The 19,871-nt window shown below is 73.2% G+C and carries 15 protein-coding genes and 1 tRNA gene; 9 read left to right on the top strand and 7 right to left on the bottom strand.

The annotated features are described in order from the left end of the window. The first annotated feature begins 47 nt into the window (after positions 1-47). The gene (locus GA0074704_RS26325) at positions 48-1,304 is read left to right on the top strand and encodes an erythromycin esterase family protein (RefSeq protein WP_088972968.1); all 1,257 of its coding nucleotides are present in this window, start codon (positions 48-50) and stop codon (positions 1,302-1,304) included. A gap of 42 nt (positions 1,305-1,346) precedes the next feature. On the opposite strand, the gene GA0074704_RS26320 is transcribed toward GA0074704_RS26325, so the two are convergent. From GA0074704_RS26320 to GA0074704_RS26310, 3 genes are all read right to left on the bottom strand, one after another. Continuing rightward, on the bottom strand, positions 1,347-3,527 hold the full coding sequence (locus tag GA0074704_RS26320) for an MMPL family transporter (RefSeq protein ID WP_088972967.1): 2,181 nt from the start codon (positions 3,525-3,527) through the stop codon (positions 1,347-1,349). Positions 3,528-3,560: 33 nt separating this feature from the next. Then, positions 3,561-4,106 (bottom strand): TetR/AcrR family transcriptional regulator, encoded by a 546-nt coding sequence (locus GA0074704_RS26315; RefSeq protein ID WP_088973994.1) that lies wholly within the window; start codon positions 4,104-4,106, stop codon positions 3,561-3,563. An 86-nt stretch (positions 4,107-4,192) separates the two neighbouring features. Further along, complete coding sequence (locus GA0074704_RS26310; protein ID WP_088972966.1) at positions 4,193-4,795, bottom strand: PadR family transcriptional regulator; 603 nt, start codon at positions 4,793-4,795, stop codon at positions 4,193-4,195. Positions 4,796-4,852: 57 nt separating this feature from the next. Here GA0074704_RS26310 and GA0074704_RS26305 point away from each other — a divergent pair, with 57 nt between their 5' ends. The 3 genes from GA0074704_RS26305 to GA0074704_RS26295 all read left to right on the top strand — a co-directional run bounded on the left by GA0074704_RS26305 (position 4,853) and on the right by GA0074704_RS26295 (position 7,992). After that, positions 4,853-6,052, top strand: a complete 1,200-nt coding sequence (locus GA0074704_RS26305; protein ID WP_088972965.1) for an FAD-dependent oxidoreductase — start codon at positions 4,853-4,855, stop codon at positions 6,050-6,052. A gap of 85 nt (positions 6,053-6,137) precedes the next feature. Continuing rightward, entirely contained in the window at positions 6,138-6,908 is a 771-nt protein-coding gene (locus tag GA0074704_RS26300) for an isocitrate lyase/PEP mutase family protein (protein ID WP_088972964.1), read from the top strand. Between the two features lie 127 nt (positions 6,909-7,035). Beyond that, on the top strand, positions 7,036-7,992 hold the full coding sequence (locus GA0074704_RS26295; protein WP_088972963.1) for a DNA polymerase domain-containing protein: 957 nt from the start codon (positions 7,036-7,038) through the stop codon (positions 7,990-7,992). A gap of 88 nt (positions 7,993-8,080) precedes the next feature. On the opposite strand, the gene GA0074704_RS26290 is transcribed toward GA0074704_RS26295, so the two are convergent. The 4 genes from GA0074704_RS26290 to GA0074704_RS26275 all read right to left on the bottom strand — a co-directional run bounded on the left by GA0074704_RS26290 (position 8,081) and on the right by GA0074704_RS26275 (position 10,670). Continuing rightward, positions 8,081-8,155, bottom strand: a tRNA-Arg gene (locus tag GA0074704_RS26290). Positions 8,156-8,313: 158 nt separating this feature from the next. Continuing rightward, positions 8,314-9,009 (bottom strand): winged helix-turn-helix domain-containing protein, encoded by a 696-nt coding sequence (locus tag GA0074704_RS26285; RefSeq protein WP_088972962.1) that lies wholly within the window; start codon positions 9,007-9,009, stop codon positions 8,314-8,316. Positions 9,010-9,174: 165 nt separating this feature from the next. After that, entirely contained in the window at positions 9,175-9,843 is a 669-nt protein-coding gene (locus tag GA0074704_RS26280) for a DUF305 domain-containing protein (RefSeq protein WP_088972961.1), read from the bottom strand. Between the two features lie 11 nt (positions 9,844-9,854). Beyond that, complete coding sequence (locus GA0074704_RS26275) at positions 9,855-10,670, bottom strand: DUF3105 domain-containing protein (RefSeq protein WP_088972960.1); 816 nt, start codon at positions 10,668-10,670, stop codon at positions 9,855-9,857. A 97-nt stretch (positions 10,671-10,767) separates the two neighbouring features. On the opposite strand from GA0074704_RS26275, the gene argS reads away from it, so the two are divergent. The 5 genes from argS (at position 10,768) to GA0074704_RS26245 (ending at position 19,777) form a co-directional block, all read left to right on the top strand. Further along, positions 10,768-12,435 carry an arginine--tRNA ligase gene (argS, locus tag GA0074704_RS26265; RefSeq protein WP_088972959.1) on the top strand — a complete coding sequence of 556 codons (1,668 nt, stop codon included), beginning with the start codon at positions 10,768-10,770 and terminating at the stop codon, positions 12,433-12,435. A 5-nt stretch (positions 12,436-12,440) separates the two neighbouring features. Then, positions 12,441-13,826, top strand: a complete 1,386-nt coding sequence (gene lysA / locus GA0074704_RS26260; protein ID WP_088972958.1) for a diaminopimelate decarboxylase — start codon at positions 12,441-12,443, stop codon at positions 13,824-13,826. Positions 13,827-13,834: 8 nt separating this feature from the next. Beyond that, positions 13,835-15,148, top strand: coding sequence for a homoserine dehydrogenase (locus GA0074704_RS26255; RefSeq protein WP_172880989.1), 1,314 nt, complete (start codon positions 13,835-13,837; stop codon positions 15,146-15,148). 97 nt (positions 15,149-15,245) lie between these two features. Next, complete coding sequence (gene thrC, locus GA0074704_RS26250) at positions 15,246-16,295, top strand: threonine synthase (protein ID WP_088972956.1); 1,050 nt, start codon at positions 15,246-15,248, stop codon at positions 16,293-16,295. Positions 16,296-16,396: 101 nt separating this feature from the next. Beyond that, the gene (locus GA0074704_RS26245) at positions 16,397-19,777 is read left to right on the top strand and encodes an efflux RND transporter permease subunit (RefSeq protein ID WP_088972955.1); all 3,381 of its coding nucleotides are present in this window, start codon (positions 16,397-16,399) and stop codon (positions 19,775-19,777) included. The last annotated feature ends 94 nt before the right edge of the window (positions 19,778-19,871 follow it).

The raw sequence follows: 19,871 nt of genomic DNA, 5'->3' as shown, positions 1-19,871 counted from the left end.
CGCGACCGGCGGCGGTTTGCCCGGCGACCCGCCGGGTAGCCCCCGGCATGCTGGTTCAGCGGCTCGGCGCGCCGAGCGACTTCGATCCGTTGCTGGAGCGCGTCCGGGACGCCCGCATCGTGATGATCGGCGAGGCCACGCACGGCACCTACGACTACTACCGGTTGCGCGAGCAGTTGACCCGGCGGCTCGTCGCCGAGCAGGGCTTCGACTTCGTCGCCGTGGAGGGGGACTGGCCCGACTGCGACCGGGTGCACCGGTCGGTGGTCGGCGCGCCCGGCGGCCTGCCCGACCCGCAGACCGCCCTGGAACGCATCCAACGGTGGCCGACGTGGATGTGGGCCAACGCCGAAGTGGCCCGCTTCTGCCGCTGGCTGCGGGCCTGGAACCTGGAGCGGCCGGAGGGGGAGCGGGCCGGCTTCCACGGGCTGGACGTCTACAGCCTCTGGGACTCGATGCAGGCCATCTTCGACTACCTGGGCGAGGAGGACCCGACCTCGCTGGAGGCGGCGCAGGACGCGTACCGGTGCTTCGAGCCGTACGGCAAGCGGGTCGAGGAGTACGGCGCGGCCAGCCGGTTCGTCTCCGCCCGCTGCGAGGAGGAGGTGGTCCGGCTGTTGGCGCGTACCCGGGAACAGGCCGCCGCGGACGGCCCGGACCGCTTCTCGGCCTGGCAGAACGCGGAGGTGATCGCCGGCGCGGAGCGCTACTACCGGGCCATGGTGCACGGCGGCCCCGAGTCGTGGAACATCCGGGACATCCACATGACCGACACCCTGGACCGCCTCCTCGACCGGTACGGCCGGGACGCCCGGGGCATCGTCTGGGCGCACAACACGCACGTGGGAGACGCCCGGGCCACCGACATGGCCGCCGACGGGATGGTCAACATCGGCCAACTGGCCCGCGAGCGGCACGGCGACGCGGCGGTCGCGCTGGTCGGCTTCGGCAGCTACCGGGGTACGGTGATCGCCGCGCCCCGCTGGGGGTCACCGGCCGAGGCGATGGTGGTGCCGCCGGCCCGGGAGGGTTCGGTCGAGCGGCGGCTGCACGAGCTGATGCCGGAGCGGGCGGTGTTGGTCTTCGGCGGTGCCGACCAGCCCGGCTGGGTCACCGGGGAGGCCGACCACCGGGCGATCGGGGTGGTCTACGACCCCAGCTTCGAGTCGTGGGGCAACTACGTGCCGACCCGGCTGGCCGAACGCTACGACGCGTTCATCTGGTGCGACGAGACCACCGCGCTGCATCCGCTGCCGGCGCTGACGGGCTTCGGTGAGATGGAGACGTACCCGGCGGGGGTCTGAACGGGCGGAGGCCCCCTGCGCCGCTGGGGGCCTCCGCCGGGTTCACACCTTGGCCGGTTCGCGGTCGGCGAGGTGGGCGCGCAGGCCCTCGCCCTCGACGTCCACGTTGGGCAGGATCCGGTTCAGCCAGCGCGGCAGCCACCAGGCCGCGTTGTTCAGCAGCGACATCACCGCCGGCACGATGGTCATCCGGACGATGAACGCGTCCACCGCGACGCCGACGGCCAGCGCGAAGCCCATCGACTTGATGACCGGGTCGTCGAGGAAGACGAAGCCGCCGAAGACCGAGATCATGATCAGCGCGGCGGCGGTGACCACCCGCGCGCCGTGCCCCATCCCGTTGATGGTGGCCTGCCGGGCGGTGTCCCCGTGCACGAAGTCCTCCCGCATGCGGGAGACCAGGAAGACCTCGTAGTCCATGGCCAGCCCGAACAGGATGCCGATCAGCAGGATCGGCAGGAAGCTGATCAGCGGGCCGGGGGTGTCCAGCCCGACCAGGTCGGCCAGGTGGCCCTGCTGGAAGACCGCCACGGTGATGCCGAAGGTGGCGGCCACGGTGAGCAGGAAGCCGAGCGCGGCCTTGACCGGCACCAGGATCGACCGGAACACCAGCATCAGCAGCAGGATCGACAGGCCGACGACCAGCAGCAGATAGACCGGAAGCGCGTCGGAGAGCTTCTCGGACACGTCGATGCCGATCGCGGTGACGCCGGTCAGCAGCACCTCGGCGTTGCCGATCCGGCCGACGTTGTCCCGGATGTCGTGCACCAGCGTCTCGGTGGCCGCGTCGGTGGGGCCGGTCTTCGGGATGACCCCGAGCAGGGCGGTCCGGCCGGACGGGTCGGTCTGCGGCGGGGCCACCGCCAGCACCCCCTCGGTGCGCTGGATCAGCGCGGCCACCTGCGGCACGGCGGCCTGGGTGGCCTGCGGCGAGTCGGCGGTGACCACCACCGCGAGTCGGCCGGTGAAGCCGGGGCCGAAGCCCTCCTTGATCAGGTCGTTGCTGACCCGGGCGGCGGAGCCCTCCGGGGCGGTGCCGGCGTCCGGCAGCGCCAGCCGCATGTCCTGCGCGGGCAGCGCGAGCAGCCCCAGGCCGAGCAGGCCGACCAGGATGACCGGGATCCGCAGCCGGGTCACCCAGTTCGCCCAGCGGAAGCCGAAGCCGGAGCGGTCCTCGGAGCCGGTGGCGTCCGACTCGACGGCCTCCCGGCCGCGCAGCTTGCGGGGCAGCACCCGGCGGCCGGCGAAGCCGAGCAGCGCGGGGGCGAGGGTGATGGCGACCAGCACGGCGACGGTGACCGTGCCGGCGGCGGCCAGACCCATCACGGTCAGGAACGGGATGTCCACCACGGCGAGGCCGGCGAGCGCGATGACCACGGTGGCGCCGGCGAAGACCACGGCGGAGCCTGCGGTGCCGACGGCCCGGCCGACCGCCTCCTCCGGGGAGAGCCCGTCGAGCAGGTTCTGCCGGTGCCGGGAGGTGATGAACAGCGAGTAGTCGATGCCGACGGCGAGGCCGAGCATCAGGGCCAGGATGGGCGCGGTGCTGGTCAGCTCGACGGCGCCGCTGAGCGCGAACAGGCCGGCCATGCCGACGCCCACGCCGATCAGCGCGTTGAGCATGGTCATCCCGGCCGCCACCAGCGAGCCGAAGGTGATCACCAGGACGATCGCGGCGACCAGCACACCCAGCGCCTCGGTGGAGCCGACCTCGGGCTCCGCGTTGAGCACCTCACCGCCGGGGGCGATCTGCCAGCCCTTCGCCTCGGCCTGCGCGCCGACCTTCTCGTACGCGTCGCGCTGCTCGTCGGTGACGTCGTCCGCGCGGCCGGCGAACTGCACCTGGATCAGCGCGTACCGGCCGTCCTGGCTCAGCGCCTTGACCTGGTACGGGTCGACGGCGCCGACCACGCCGGGCAGGGTGGCCGCCTCCTGGGTGACCTGCTTGACCACGGCCTGGCCCTCTGCAGTGGCCAGTCCGCCGGGTTGCGGCGCCTTGACGGCGATGGTGCCGGTGGCGCCGCTGGCCGCCGGGAACCGGTCGGCGAGCAGGTCGATGGCCCGCTGCGACTCGGTGCCGGGCATGGTGAAGTTGCTCGCCGTCGGGCCCTTCAGGGTGGCCGCGGCGATGCCGAGGCCGACGAGCACGACGAGCCAGGCGACGGCGACGAGTCGCCGCCGCCGCAACGAGGCCCGGCCGAGCCGGTACAACAGGGTCGCCATGGAGTCTTTCCTTGTCCTCGGGGTCGGTACGGGTCAGCTGACGGGTTCGACGGCCCGCCGTACGACGGCCAGCAGCGCCGGCCGCAGCTCGTCGTCGGGGATGTCGATGAACTCGGCGCACGTCTCGGCGATCCCGGCGAGCACCACCAGGGCGGCGATCCGGGCGACGGGCCGGTCGCTGTGGCCGGCGAAGGCGTCGATCAGGCGTTCGGAGATCTGCTGGATGTGCGCGAAGGCGGGCTGCTGGAGCAGGTCGGGGAATTCGCCGCGGAGCAGGGCGATCTCCCGGCGGAAGCGGACCGCCAGGTCGACGAAGCCCTCGGTGGCGACCTGCTGGGCGGCGGCGCCGGTCTGCCCGGCGAGCCGGGCGTCGAGCGCCTCCAGCACGCTGATGGCCGGGGCCATCAGCTCGCCGAGCAGGGCCTCCTTGTTGGCGAAGTGGTAGAGCACGGTGGCCTTGGAGCAGCCCACCGAGCGGGCGATGTCCTGCAACGAGGTGCCCTTGTAACCCGTGACGGCGAATCGCCGGGAGGCCGCGGTGAGGATCTCGTCGTGGGTCTCGGACACCGCTCTGGCCATGCCGTCCAGCATGCCTGACCGATCGGTCAGACGCTGACCGATCGGTCAGAGAACTTCGGTGGTGTTCGCCACAAGCGGCCGTCCGGTCAGTTCTCGCCGCCGCCCGTCCAGTCCGCGAGCCACTCGCCGGACCAGGTGATCGTGCCGGCCCGCAGTTCGGCGACCACGGCGCGTACCCACTCCAGCTCGGTGCGGAGCAGGGCGAGCCGGTATTCGTCCTCGATCAGGAAGAGCCGGGGCAGGTCCACCGCCGCCAGCACCGCCTCGCGTTCCGCCAGTCGGGCCGCCAGCGTCCCGGCACGCCGGTCGAGCTGCCGGACGGCCTCCTCCGGCGGAAGGATCGGCAGGAAGGAGAGCGCGGCGGGGAACTCGGGGAACTCCCGGGCGGGAGTGGCCAGCGCCTCGGCGAGCCACCCGTCGAGGGTGCGCCGGCCCTGCTCGGTGAGGGCGTAGACGGTGCGTTCGGGGCGGCGGTCCTCGCGGGCGGTGTGCGCGACGCGGATCAACTCGTCGCGGTGCAGGCGGTCGATCGTCTGGTAGACGCTGTTGCGCTGCGCGACGTTGACCACGTCCTGCTTGTCGCGCTGCCGGATCAGCTGCTGCATCCGGTACGCGTGCATCGGCTCCTCGACCAGCAGGGCCAGCACCATCATCGCCAGCGGGGAGCGGCGGTGCGCGCGGGCGGCCATGACATCACCTTAGGTGACCGGGTGTCGACCACTGCCTGTTCTATGTATAGTCATATTATGACTAAGGCAATCGTGGTGGGCGGGGGTCTGGCCGGTCCGGTCGCCGCCATGGCGCTGCACCGCGCAGGCATCGACGCGACGGTCTACGAGGCGTACGAGCGGGACGCCGTCGGCGTCGGCGCCTTCCTCACCCTCTCGGTCAACGGGGTCGACGCGCTGCGCGCCGTCGGGGTGGACGGTCTGGTCGGCGGGCTCGGCCATCCCACGCCCCGGATGGCGCTGCACAACCACCACGGGCGCGAGCTGGGGGAGTTCGGCACCAGCGGCACCCGGACCCGGGGCGCCGGCAGCAGCACGGTGCGGCGCTCCGACCTCTACCGCGCCCTGCGGGACGAGACGGTCCGCCGGGGCGTGGCGATCGTGCCCGGCGCCCGGCTGGTCGACGCCGAGGCGAGCGGCACGGGGGTGCTCGCCCGGTTCGCCGACGGCCGGACGGTCGAGGGCGATCTGCTGATCGGGGCCGACGGGCTGCGCTCCCGGGTCCGTACCCTGATCGACCCGGCCGCCCCGGCGCCGCGCTACGTGCCGCTGCTCAACGCCGGCGGCTTCGCCCGCGGGCTGCGCCTGTCCGACGAGCGCGGGGTGATGCACATGCTCTTCGGCCGGCGCTGCTTCTTCTGCTGGATGGTGGTCGGCGACGACGAGGTCTGGTGGTTCGCCAACCCGCCGCAGCCCACCGAGCCGACCCGGGAGCAGCTCGCCGCGATCGGGCACGACGAGGCCCGCGCCCGGTTGCGGACGCTGCTGGCCGGCGACGCCGGCCCGGCCCTCGCCGTCCTGGACCACACCGAGCGGATCGAGTACGGCTGGCCGACGTACGACCTGCCGTCGGTGCCGGTGTGGCACCGGGACCGGATGATCGTCATCGGCGACGCCGCGCACACCGCCGCGCCCTCCTCCGGACAGGGGGCGGCCATGGCGTTCGAGGACGGCGTTCAGCTGGCTCGCTGCCTGCGCGACCTGCCCGACGTCCCGGCGGCCTTCGCGGCGTACGAGAAGCTGCGCCGGCGACGGGTCGAGCGGGTGGTGGCCCAGGGGAAGCGGGTCAGCGGCAGCAAGGTGCCCGGGCCGGTCGGCCGGCTGGCCCGCGACCTGGCCATGCCGATCTTCGCCCGGCTGACCGCCCGCAACGACGGGGCTGCGCTGGCCTGGCTCTACGACCACCACATCGACTGGGCGGCCCCGGTCAAGGCGTGACCGCGCTCCGCCGCGGCCCTCGGCGCACTCCGGCTTCGGCGAGTCGGCCCTCGTGCCCGGCTCGTCGAGGCTCCACAATGGGACGATGACGCAGACCGATCTCTCCAACACGTTGCGCGCCCTGCACCGACCGGGCGACCCGCTGATCCTGCCCAACGCCTGGGACGCCGGCTCGGCGCGGGCGGTCGTCCAGGCCGGCTTCGCGGCCGTCGCCACCAGCAGTGGCGCGGTGGCCGACTCCCTCGGCCATGCCGACGGGGAGGCCACCCCGGTCGCCGAGATGCTCGGCGCGATCGGCCGCATCGCCGCCGCCGTCGACGTGCCGGTCACCGCCGACATCGAGCGCGGGTACGGGCTGAGCCCGGGCGAACTGGCCGAGCGGCTGCTCGCCACCGGCGCGGTCGGCTGCAACATCGAGGACTCCGACCCGCGCACCGGGGCGCTGGTCGACCCGGCGGAACAGGCCGACCTCCTCGCCGCGCTCCGGGCGGCGGCCGGCACCGACCTGGTCGTCAACGCCCGGATCGACGTCTTCCTGCGTACGGCCGGTGACCACCGTGACGTCCTCGACGACGCGGTGGACCGCGCCCGGCGTTACCTGGCGGCCGGGGCCGACTGCGTCTACCCGATCTTCCTCGCCGACCCGGAGCTGATCCACCGTTTCGTCGAGGCGGTCGCCGCACCGGTCAACGTCTTGACCCGGGGCGCCGGACCCATTCCGGGCGAGCTGGCGAAGCTGGGCGTGGCGCGGGTCAGCTACGGCGCCGGCCTGTACCACACCACCAAGGGGTATCTGACCAGGATGATCGGCGCGGTCCGGGACGGCGACAACCCGTACGCCATCGCCGGGAACTGACCCGGTCGGCTCGGCACCGGCCGGCCCGGTGCGGACGAGGCCGGCGGCGCGGCGAGCAGTCCGCGGAGCTGTTCGCCGCGCCGCCGGATCGGTTGACCATCGGCGCGCGGGCCGGGAGGGTGGGCGGATGAGCGGAGCCGACGAGACCCGGGACGGGGTGGCGCTGACCAGCCTCGACCAGCCGCTGTCCGACGTGGCGGACGCGACCAAGCGGCAGCTGGTCGACTACCTGGACACCGTCCGGGACCGGATCCTGCCGGGGCTGCGCGACCGGCCGCTGTCGGTGATCCGGGTCCGCCCCGGCCAGCCGGCGTTCATGCAGAAGAACCTGCCGAAGTACACCCCGGACTGGGTGCGCCGGACGCCGGTCTGGGCCGAGGCGTCGCACCGGGAGATCTCGTACGGCCTCTGCGACGACCGGCGGACGCTGCTCTGGTTCGCCAACCAGCGGTCGGTGGAGTACCACCCGACCCTGGCCACGGTGGAGGACCTGCACCGCCCCACCCACCTGGTGCTGGACCTCGACCCGCCCGAGGGGGACTCGTTCGCCGCGGCGGTGGCGGTCGCCCGGCTGGTCCGGCAGGCGCTGGCCGACTCCGGTCTCACCGGTGCGGTGAAGACCAGTGGCGCCAAGGGCCTGCACGTCTTCGTGCCGGTGGCGGGCGGGACCGCGGAGGAGATGGCCGCCGCGACCCGGGCGATCGCCGTACGCGCGGAGCGGCTCGACCCGGCGTCGGCCACCACCGCCTTCATCAAGGAGGACCGCGGTGGCCGGGTCTTCGTCGACTCGACCCGGGCGTACTCGGCGACCGTGGTGGCCGCGTACAGCCCGCGGCTGCGGCCGGGGCTGCCGGTGTCCTTCCCGGTGCCGTGGGACGACCTGGGCGAGGTCACGCCGGCCGACTTCACCGTCGCCACCGTGCCGGGGCTGGTGACCGACCGGGATCCGTGGGCGGAGCTGATGCCGGCGCCGCAGCGGCTCCCCGCCGAGTTGGTGGAGCACGGCCGGACCGTTCCGGTGGCCCGGGTCCAGGCGATGCACGAGGGCAAGCGGCGGGCCCGCGCCCGCCGCGAGGCCGGCTGACCCGCTCGGGGTGCTGCCCGCCGGGGCGGGGAGCGGACAGGTTCCCGGATACGAAGAAGCCCGGGCCTGCGGCCCGGGCTCTCGTGTCTGGTGCCCCCGGCAGGATTCGAACCTGCGCCCCCGCCTCCGGAGGGCGGTGCTCTATCCCCTGAGCTACGGGGGCTCAGCGACCCGAGAAGAGTAGCAAACCCCCACCCGGAACTCCGAATCGGTATCCCGCCCGCGCGCCGCCCCACCCCGACCCGTCGATCATGAAGTTCACGGCGAAGTCGATCTCTTCTACTGCCGCCAACTTCATGATCGACGGGGTGAGGGTGGGGGTCAGGCGGCGGCGAGGGTGCGGCCGCAGCTGGGGAGGGGGTGCAGGACGATGCGGCGGGGGAGGCGGCGGGGCCACTCGTTCCTCGGCCAGGAGCCGTCCACGATCAGGTGCACGGTCCGCTCCTCGGCGCCGCTGAGCCGCAACACGAAGTCGCGGGGGAGCGGCGGGTCGACCGACGGTGTGGTGATCATGAACCGGACCCGGCCCCGGGCCGAGACGGCCGAGATGACGTCGGCGGCCGGCATGGTGCCGCGCAGGCGTACCCGGCCGATCCAGTAGACCTCGGCGAGGTGTTCCTGGGCGGCCCGGGTGATCGCCGGGTACTCCAGGCGCACCCAGCGCTCGACGGCGCCCACGCAGAGGCCGCAGGCCCGCTCCCGGGGCTCGCGCGGGCCCAACCCCCAGGCCCGCAGGTACGCCCCGACCTCACCGGCCTCCATCCCCTCGGCGAACCGGCGCTGGATCAACGTGGTGAGGCTCTGTCGCGTCCAGAGCTCCTCGTCGAGGCCGAACTCGTCGGGGTAGGTGCCCCGCAGGGTGTCGATCAGTTCGAGTTCCTGTTCGCGACTGAGCGTTCCCGGCTCGCCCTGCCGCTGTCCGCGACGGACGGCTGCCACCGCCCCGTCACCGCCGATGGTGTGGCGTCGGCACCAACTGGTCACCGACCGCCGTGCGTCTCTGAGTGCAACCCCCACGTCTTGGGCAACGAGCCCGAATCAGAACTGGTCACGATATGTGGGTAGAAAAGTCTCCAACCAGTGCAATGGGTTGTAAGCCGCTAGGCCGACGAAGTTCCCAAAAGGGACGAAGCCCGCATCCGGGTCGACCGGATGCGGGCTTCGGCAGGCGTACGCGGGCGGTCAGCCGCCCAGCCGCTTGAGCGCGGCGTTCATGTTGGCCAGGTCGGTCTGCTGGGTGTTCTTCATGACCTGGGCCACCCGGGCCACCTCCGGGTCGCCGTCGGCGTCCAGGATGCCGTCGATCATGTGCACCCCGCCCAGGTGGTGCTGGATCATCAGGTTCAGGAACATGACGTCGAACTCGCGCCCCTGGGCGGACTCCAGCTTCGTCATCTCCTCCGGGGTGGCCATCCCGGGCATCAGCCCGTTCTTGACCAGGGCCGCGCCGTCCGGCATCCAGGCCATCGCCGGCTCCGAACCGGCCGGGTCCAGCCCCCAGGACCGCAGCCAGGTCTGCATGGTGCCGATCTCGCCCTGCTGCCCGGTGGCGATGTCCACGCCGATCTGGCGTACCTCCGGGTCGGTGCCCTTCTGGAAGGCCATCAGCCCCATGGCGACCGCCTGGGAGTGGTGGGTGGTCATGTCCCGGGCGAAGCCCGCCTCGGCGGAGGTGTCCCCCGGGCGGGTGAGCTTCGGGGTGAGCAGGCCGCCCGCGTACCCGAGGAGCAGCCCCACCACGACGGCGGCGGCCAACGCCAGGATGCCGAAGCGGCGTGCGGACGCCCGGTCGGCGGAGCCGGTGACCGGGGTCTCGTCGGGCGCGTTCGCCGTCGTGGTGGGAGCCGTCATGATCTCCGTCCTCAGCCCTGGGTCTGGTCGGACATCTGGTCGCCCATGTCCCGCGGCGTGGTGCCGGTGGCGGTCACGCCCTGGGTGCACAGCGCGTTCGGGCCCTCGATCGAGGCGTTCACCCGCAGCGTCTTGATGAACTCGTCGATCCGCTTGTCGTCGGCGTTGTCGACCTTGAGCTGGTAGCCCCAGGCCTGCAGGGCGATCGGCTTGTCCAGCCCCTCGTACGGGCTGAGCATCAGCTTCTCCTTGCCGACGACCTTCTCCTTGAGCTTGGCCACCTGGTCGGCGGGCAGGTCGGGCCGGTAGGTGATCCAGACCGTGCCGTGCTCCAGGCTGTGCACCGCGTGCTCGTTGGCGATCGGGGCGTCGTAGACGTCGCCCATGCAGTTCTGCCAGGCCGGGTTGTGCGGGCCGGCCACCGGCGGGAGGACCGTGTACTTGATCGGGCCCTGCTGGTGGTTGCCGCCCTTGACCAGCTCCTTGTCCTTGGCGCGGTAGTCGACGACGCCGTCGATGTCGGCCGCCCGCTTCTCCCACGGCTTGGAGCCCTGAACCGAGGCGTACACGCCGTAACCGATGATCCCGATGGCCAGCAGGCAGACCGCGGCGATGACCCCGATCGGCCCCCAGGAGCGGCCCTGGCTCACCTTCACCGGGGTGACCGGCTTGCGGCCCTTGCCGCCCGAGCCCTGCCGGGGGGTGCCCTTCCCGGCGCCCGGCCTGGCCGTCCGATCGGCAGCCGCGGGCCGGCCGGCCGCCGGCTTCTTGCCGGTGCTGACCACGGTCGGACGGCGCTCCGGGCCGCCCGGGGTGCTGATGCTCATCGTGCCTCGTCAGGTCGGTCGGTCAGGGGAGTGGCGGTCGAAATGTCGCGCAGGGTCGCCGCCGAGTGCCCGAGTCTACCCCCGATAACATGGTTCGGTGACTCCTGCAGAACTCGCCGACGTCGTCCTCTCCGCAGCCCATGCCGTCTTCTCGGAGCGCGGGCTGGACCGTTCCGCGCTGCCGGAGACCACCGCCGTGGAACGCCCGCGTAACCCCGATCACGGCGACTACGCCTCCACCCTGGCGCTCCAGCTCAGCAAGAAGGTCGGGGTGCCCCCGCGCGAGCTGGCCGCCGGCCTCGCCGAGCAGCTCGGCCGGGCGCCGGGGATCAAGTCGGTGGAGATCGCCGGCCCGGGCTTCCTGAACATCCGGCTCGACGCGGCCGCCGCCGGGCAGCTGGCCCGGGTGATCGTGGAGGCCGGCGACGGGTACGGCCGCAGCGACCGGCTGGCCGGCGAGAAGATCAACCTGGAGTTCGTCTCGGCGAACCCGACCGGCCCGGTGCACATCGGCGGGGTCCGCTGGGCCGCCGTCGGCGACGCGCTGAGCCGGCTGCTCCGCGCCACCGGCGCCGACGTGGGCACGGAATATTACTTCAACGACGCCGGCTCGCAGATCGACCGGTTCGCCCGGTCGCTGCTGGCCGCCGCGAAGGGCGAGCCGGCCCCCGAGGACGGCTACGGCGGCGCGTACATCGCCGAGATCGCCGAGGCGGTCCGCGGGATCCGCCCGGACGTGCTGGAGCTGACCGACGACGCCGCCCAGGAGGTCTTCCGGGTCGAGGGCGTCGCGCTGATGTTCGCCGAGATCAAGTCGTCGCTTCAGGCCTTCGGGGTGGAGTTCGACACCTACTTCAACGAGAAGGACCTGCACGACCGGGGCGAGCTGGACCTGGCCCTGAACCGGCTCCGCGAGCAGGGGCACCTCTACGAGTCCGAGGGCGCCACCTGGCTGCGCACCACCGACTTCGGTGACGACAAGGACCGGGTGCTGCGCAAGTCCAACGGCGAGTGGACCTACTTCGCCGCCGACTGCGCCTACTATCTCGACAAGCGCGAGCGCGGCTTCGAGCGGGTAGTGATCATGCTGGGCGCCGACCACCACGGCTACATCGGCCGGATGAAGGCGATGGCCGCCTGCTTCGGCGACGACCCGGAGCGCAACCTGGAGATCCTCATCGGCCAGCTGGTCAATCTGGTCCGCGACGGCGCCCCGGTGCGGATGAGCAAGCGGGCCGGCACCGTGGTCACCCTGGAGGACCTGGTCGACGCGATCGGCGTGGACGCCTCCCGCTACGCGCTGGCCCGCTACTCCAGCGACTCGCCGATCGACATCGACGTGGAGCTGTGGACCCGGGCCACCCGCGACAACCCGGTCTACTACGTGCAGTACGTCGCCGCTCGGACCGCCGGCGTCGCCCGCAACGCCGCCGAGGTGGGGCTGACCCGGGGCGCGGCCGACGACTTCCAGCCCGAGCTGCTCTCCCACGACAAGGAGAACGAGCTGCTCAAGGCGCTCGCCGAGTTCCCCGCCGTGGTGGCCACCGCGGCGGAGCTGCGCGAGCCGCACCGGGTGGCCCGTTACCTGGAGGAGAGCGTGGCCGCCTCCTACCACCGGTTCTACGACAACTGCCGGGTCCTGCCGCAGGGTGACGAGGAGGTCACCGACCTGCACCGCGCCCGGCTCTGGCTCAACGACGCCACCCGCACGGTCATCGCCAACGGCCTGCGCCTGCTCGGCGTCTCCGCCCCCGAGAGGATGTAGGCATCATGCGCGCGCACGAGGCCGGTGCCCTGCACGGCGACATCGGCAGCCGCGGCCCGTCGTGGCTGCGTACCCCGGTGGACGTCAACACCCTGGTGCCGGCCCTGTGGCCGCACAACGTCACCCGCGGCGCCGACGGCGCGCTGCGGGTCGCCGGCCTGTCGGTCCACGAACTCGCCCGGGAGTACGGCACCCCGGCGTACGTCCTGGACGAGGACGACCTGCGGGCCCGGGCCCGGGAGTTCCGGGACGCCTTCGGCGACGCGGACGTCTACTACGCGGGCAAGGCGTTCCTCTGCCGCGCGGTGGTGCGGATGATCGCCGAGGAGGGGCTGCTCCTCGACGTCTGCACCGGCGGCGAGCTGGCCACCGCGCTGGCGGCCGGGATGGACCCGGCGCGGATCGCCTTCCACGGCAACAACAAGTCGGTGGCCGAGCTGACCCGGGCGCTGGACGCCGGGGTGGGGCGGATCGTCCTGGACTCGTTCACCGAGATCGACCGGCTCACCGCGCTGGCCCGCGAGCGCGGGGTACGCCCCGGCGTGCTGGTCCGGGTGACCGTCGGCGTGGAGGCGCACACCCACGAGTTCATCGCCACCGCCCACGAGGACCAGAAGTTCGGCTTCTCGCTGGCCGGCGGGGCGGCCCTGGCGGCGGCCCTGCGGGTCCTCGACGAGGACGTGCTCGACCTGCGCGGCCTGCACTCGCACATCGGTTCGCAGATCTTCGACACCAGCGGCTTCGAGGTCTCCGCCCGCCGGGTGCTCGGCCTGCAGGCGCAGATCCGCGACGCGCGCGGGGTGGAGCTGCCCGAGCTGGACCTCGGCGGCGGCTTCGGCATCGCGTACACCACCCAGGACGACCCCTCGTCGCCGCACGAGCTGGCCAAGCGGATGCGCAAGATCGTCGACGCGGAGTGCGCGGCGGAGCGGCTCGCCGTGCCCCGGCTGTCGATCGAGCCGGGCCGGGCCATCGTCGGGCCGGCGGTGTTCACCCTCTACGAGGTGGGCACGGTCAAGGACGTCGACGGGTTGCGGACGTACGTGAGCGTCGACGGGGGGATGAGCGACAACATCCGGACCGCCCTCTACGACGCGTCGTACTCGGCCACGGTGGCCAACCGGGCGTCGTCGGCCGAGCCGCTGCTCGCCCGCGTGGTGGGAAAGCACTGTGAGTCCGGGGACATCGTGGTGAAGGATGAATTCCTGCCCGCCGACGTGCAGCCCGGAGATCTTGTCGCGGTGCCCGGCACGGGTGCGTACTGCCGGAGCATGGCCAGCAACTACAACCACGTGCCGCGCCCCCCGGTGGTCGCGGTGCGTGCCGGACGGGCCCGGCTGATCGTCCGGCGGGAAACCGAAGAGGACCTGCTCACTCTGGATGTGGGATGACGTCACCTGTGCGTTTGGCGCTGCTCGGCTGCGGAACCGTCGGCAGTGAGGTGGTCCGGCTGCTGCACGAGCAGTCGGCCGACCTCACCGCCCGGATCGGGGCTCCGCTGGAGATCGCCGGCATCGCCGTACGCCGGGTCGGCCGGGACCGGGCCGGCCTGCCCGTCGACCCGGCGCTGTTCACCACCGACCCGCTCGGCCTGATCAAGCGCGACGACGTCGACGTGGTGGTCGAGATGGTCGGCGGCATCGAGCCGGCCCGCAGCTGGCTGGTCGAGGCGCTGCGCGCCGGCAAGAGCGTGGTCACCGCCAACAAGGCGCTGCTCGCCGAGGACGGCGCGGCGCTGCACGACGCCGCCGCCGAGGGCGACGCGGACCTCTACTACGAGGCCAGCGTCGCCGGGGCGATCCCGCTGCTGCGCCCGCTGCGCGACTCGCTGCACGGTGACCGGATCAACCGGGTCACCGGCATCGTCAACGGCACCACCAACTTCATCCTCTCCGCCATGGACGCCACCGGCGCCGGCTTCGCCGAGGCGCTGGAGGAGGCCACCGAGCTGGGGTACGCCGAGGCGGACCCGACCGCCGACGTGGAGGGCTTCGACGCCGCCGCGAAGGCCGCCATCCTCGCCTCGCTGGCCTTCCACACCCGGGTCACCGCCGCCGACGTGCACCGCGAGGGCATCACCGAGGTGACCGCCGCCGACGTGGCCAGCGCCAAGGCGATGGGCTGCACCATCAAGCTGCTCTGCATCGCCGCCCGGGGCGTCGACGACGCGGGCCGGGAGACGGTCAGCGTCCGGGTGCACCCGGCGATGATCCCGCTGGGCCACCCGCTGGCCAGCGTCGGTGACGCGTTCAACGCGGTCTTCGTCGAGGCCGAGGCGGCCGGGCAGCTGATGTTCTACGGCCGGGGCGCCGGCGGGGCGCCGACCGCCAGCGCCGTCCTCGGCGACGTGGTGGCGGTGGCCCGCAACCGGCTCGCCGGGGCCCGGGCGGCCAGCGAGTCCGCGTACGCCGACCTGGCCGTGCGGCCGATGGGGGAGGCGCTCACCCGCTACCACATCAGCCTCGACGTGGCCGACCGTCCGGGTGTGCTCCAGTCCGTCGCCGGGGTCTTCGCCCGGCACGACGTCTCCATCGCCACCGTCCGGCAGGGCCCGGCGGGTGGCGGACCGGCCGGCCGGGGCGAGGACGCGGACCTGGTCATCGTCACGCACGTCGCGCCGGACGCCGCGCTGGCCGCGACCGTCCGCGAGCTGCGCGGGCTGGACATCGTCCGGTCGGTGGCGAGTGTGCTGCGCGTCGAGGGCGGGGCCTGAGATGGCTCGTCCCGTCAGGTGGATGACCTCGGGTGCGGCCCCGGCCGGCCGCACGCCGTGAGCCACCCTGACGGGGGACGACGATAGGAGCAACGACATGTGGCGAGGACTGATCGACGCGTACCGGAACCGGCTCCCGGTCACCGACGCGACGCCCGTCGTCACCCTGCACGAGGGAAACACCCCGCTGCTGCCGGCGCCGGCGCTTTCCGAGCGCCTCGACTGCGACGTGTGGCTGAAGGTCGAGGGCGCCAACCCCACCGGCTCGTTCAAGGACCGGGGCATGACCGTCGCCGTGTCCAAGGCGGTGGAGGCCGGCGACAAGGCGCTCATCTGCGCCTCCACCGGCAACACCAGCGCCTCCGCGGCGGCGTACGCGGCCCGCGCCGGGATCACCTGCGCGGTGCTGGTGCCGCAGGGCAAGATCGCGCTGGGCAAGCTGGCCCAGGCGCTGGTGCACGGCGCCAAGTTGCTCCAGGTCAACGGCAACTTCGACGACTGCCTCGCGCTGGCCGGCAAGCTCGCCCAGGACTACCCGGTGGCCCTGGTCAACTCGGTCAACATCAACCGGTTGCACGGCCAGAAGACCGCCGCGTTCGAGATCGTCGAGGCGCTCGGCGACGCCCCGGACATCCACTGCCTGCCCGTCGGCAACGCCGGCAACATCTCGGCGTACTGGATGGGCTACTCCGAGGACGTGCACGACGGCAACGCCACCCGCGCCCCGAAGATGTACGGCTTCCAGGCCGCCGGGGCCGCGCCGCTGGTCGGCGGCAAGGTGGTGCCGGAGCCGTCCACCATCGCCACCGCCATCCGGATCGGCAACCCGGCCAGCTGGACCAGGGCGATCGACGCCCGGGACGCCTCCGAGGGGCTGATCGCCGCGGTCACCGACCGGGAGATCCTGTCGGCGTACCGTCTCCTCGCCCGCGAGGTGGGTGTCTTCGTCGAGCTGGGCAGCGCGGCCAGCGTCGCCGGTCTGCTCCAGCAGGGCGCGGCCGGCCGGGTGCCGGCCGGGTCCACCGTCGTCTGCACGGTCACCGGGCACGGCCTCAAGGACCCGGAGTGGGCCATCTCCACCGCGCCCGCGCCGGTCACCATCGCCAACGACCCGCTGGCCGCGGCGCGCTCCCTCGACCTGGCCTGAGCGCGTCGCCCCGGGCGCGGGGGCGGCGTGGGTGACGAAGATCGGTTCCGGCACACTTGCCCCACCGAGCCGTCCCTTCCCCTCAGGAGTGAGCCGTCCCGATGTCGCTGCTCGCCAGATCCAGCCTCGCCAACCGAGGGCTGGTCGCCCTCATCGCGGTGGTGACCGCGGCGTTCGGGGCGTTCGCCGTTCCGTCGTTGAAGCAGCAGCTCCTGCCCTCGTTGGAGCTGCCCGCCGCGTTCGTCGTGGCCGTCCAGCCCGGTGCCTCGCCCGAGGTGGTCGAGGCGCAGGTGACCGAGCCGATCGAGAACAGCCTCCAGGGCGTGCCGGGGCTGGAGAAGATCACCTCCACCTCGCGGGAGGGCTCGGCCACCGTCGTGGTGCAGTACACGTTCGGCACCGATGTGGACGACGTGGTCAACAAGATGCAGGCCGCGCTGGGCCGGATCGCCGGCCAGCTCCCGGCGGGCGTCGAGCCGCAGGTGCTCGCCGGCTCCACCGACGACCTGCCGGCCGTGGTGCTGGCCGCCTCCGGTGACGGGGACGAGCAGGCGCTCGCCCAGCGGCTGCGCCGGTCGGTCCTGCCGGAGCTCGAGGGGATCGAGGGCGTCCGCTCGGTGGCGCTGACCGGCGCCCGGGACCCGATCGTGGTGGTCAGGCCGGACCCGGCGAAGCTGGCCGCCAACAAGATCGAACCCAGCGCCATCGCCGAGCTGCTCCGGACCAACGGCGTGGCGGTCCCCGCCGGCACGGTGACCGACGGCAGCCGCTCCCTTCCGGTGCAGGTGGGTGGCCCGATCCGCTCGGTGAAGGAGCTGCGCGGGCTGGTCCTCAAGGTCGTGACGCCGCCCGCGCCGCCCAGGCCGCCGGCCGCCAAGCCGGTGCCCGGGAAGCCGGCGGTCAAGCCCGTCGCCGCCCCGCCGGTGCGCCGCGCGCCGGCCCGGCCGGTCACCCTCGGGTCGGTGGCCACCGTGACCGAGGAACTCGCCCCGGCCACCGCCATCACCCGCACCAACGGCCGGCCCAGCCTGGGCCTGGCCGTCACCGCCGCCCCGGACGGCAACGCGGTGACCATCTCGCACGAGATCCGGGACCGGCTGGCCGAGCTGAAGGGCGCCGGCGGCGCCGACCTCGCCGTGGTCTTCGACCAGGCCCCGTTCATCGAGCGGTCCATCGAGAGCCTGACCACCGAGGGGCTGCTCGGCCTGCTGATGGCGGTCGTGGTCATCCTGGTCTTCCTGCTGTCGGTCCGCTCCACCCTGGTCACGGCGGTCTCCATCCCGCTGTCGGTGCTGGTCGCCCTGATCGCCCTCTGGGTCGGCGACTACTCGCTGAACCTGCTCACCCTGGGCGCGCTGACCATCGCGGTCGGCCGGGTGGTCGACGACTCGATCGTCGTGCTGGAGAACATCAAGCGGCACCTCGGCTACGGCGAGCCCCGGCGGGACGCCATCCTCGGCGCGGTCCGCGAGGTGGCCGGCGCGGTGACCGCCTCCACCCTCACCACGGTCGCCGTCTTCGCCCCGATCGCGCTGGTCGGCGGCTTCGTCGGGCAGCTCTTCGCGCCGTTCGCCATCACCGTCACGGTCGCCCTGCTGGCCTCGCTGCTGGTCTCGCTGACCGTGGTGCCGGTGCTCGCGTACTGGTTCCTGCGGGCCCCCCGGGCCGGCGTCGAGGACCCGGCGGCCCGGCGGGCCGCCGAGGAGAAGGAGCTGCGCAGCCCGTTGCAGCGGGCGTACCTGCCGGTGGTGCGGTTCGCCACCGGTTCCTGGCGGACCCGCTGGGCGACCGTGGCGGTGGGACTGGTGGTGCTGCTCGGCACCTTCGGCCTCTCCCGCCAGCTGGAGACCAACTTCCTGGACGACTCCGGCCAGGACACCCTGAACATCAGCCAGCAGATGCCCGCCGGCACCGGCCTGGCCGGCACCGACCAGGCGGCCAAGGCGGTCGAGGACGTGCTGGCCCGGACCGCGGGCGTCGAGACGTACCAGGTCAGCATCGGTGGCAGCGACCGGCCGTGGGAGGGCGGCGGGGGCAACGACACCGCACGCTGGTCGCTCGCCCTGGACGGCGAGCGCGACGCCCCGGAGGTACGCGAGGAGCTGCGCCGGGAGTTCGACCGGCTCGGCGCGACGGCCGGCGAGCTGACCTTCGGCCGGGGTCAGGGCGGCGCCTCCGGCGACGAGCTGGAGGTCGTGGTCCAGGCGAGCGACCCGGAGGCGCTGAACCGGGCCGCCGAGGCCGCCCGGACGGCGCTGGCCGGCACGCCGGGCGTCGAGGATGTCGCCAGTGGCCTGGCCGAGCGGACGCCCCGGCTGGACGTCGACGTCGACCGGGTCGCCGCGGCCCGGTACGGGCTCAGCGAGGCGGCCGTCGGGCGGCTGGTCGCGCAGGCGTACCGGGGTGCCCCGCTGGGCGAGGTGACCTTCGACGACGTGCCCCGGCAGGTGGTGCTGCGGAGCACCGCCACCCCGCCGGCGACGGTGGCGCAGCTCAAGGCGCTGCCGGTGGGTCCGGTGAAGCTGGGCGCGGTCGCGAAGGTCACCGAGGCCGAGGGGCCGCAGCAGGTGACCCGGATCGACGGCGGGCGCAGCGTCTCGGTGACCGGTACGGCCACCGGCTCCAACCTGGGCGCCACCACCCGGGAGCTCCAGCAGCGGCTGGACGCGATCGACGTGCCGGGCGCGACGTTCACCGTCGGCGGGGCCAGCGCCCAGCAGAAGGACGCCTTCGGCGACCTGGGCCTGGCCGTGCTGGCGGCGATCGCCATCGTCTTCCTGATCATGGTGGCCACGTTCCGGAGCATCACCCAGGCGCTGATCCTGCTGGTCTCGGTGCCGTTCGCGGCGACCGGCGCGATCGGACTGCTGCTGGTCACCGGCACCCCGCTGGGCGTGCCGGCGCTGATCGGCGTGCTGATGCTGGTCGGCATCGTGGTGACCAACGCGATCGTCCTGCTCGACCTGGTCAACCAGTACCGGGCGCAGGGCATGGGCGTGGCGGAGGCGGTGGTCGAGGGCGGCCGGCGCCGGCTGCGGCCGATCCTGATGACCGCCGTGGCGACCGTCTTCGCGCTGCTGCCGATGGCGTTCGGCCTGACCGGCGAGGGCGGCTTCATCTCCCGGCCGCTGGCCATCGTGGTGATCGGCGGCCTGATCAGCTCGACGCTGCTGACCCTGGTGCTGGTGCCCACGCTCTACGCGATGGTCGAGTACGCGAAGGAGTCGGTGCGACGCCGCTGGGGACGGGGCGGCACGACGGACGCTCCCGCCGGTGGGCCCGAACCGACGGCTCCGGCCGGTGCCCCCGCCGCGGTCGCCGGGACCGCGCCGGTCGACGGGCCGGCGGCGCCCGTACCCGCCCCGGTGACCGTGCCGGCGCAGCGTTCCGCGCCCTCGGCCGCGTTGCTGGACGGGACCGACCAGTTCGAGGTGCTGCGCCTGCCGAAGAGCCGCCGTTCCCCGCTGCCGCCGGCCGAGTGACTCCGGTCGGATCCCCGCCCCGCGCTCCGGGGCGGGGATCCGACATCCCACTCTTCGCGTTCAGTGATGCGGTGCATACTGTACGTGCCGATCC

It is taken from the genome of Micromonospora siamensis (assembly GCF_900090305.1).
Lineage (GTDB): Bacteria > Actinomycetota > Actinomycetes > Mycobacteriales > Micromonosporaceae > Micromonospora > Micromonospora siamensis.
Note: the sequence above shows the minus strand (reverse complement) of the source record. Positions and strands in the feature narration are given on the sequence as shown.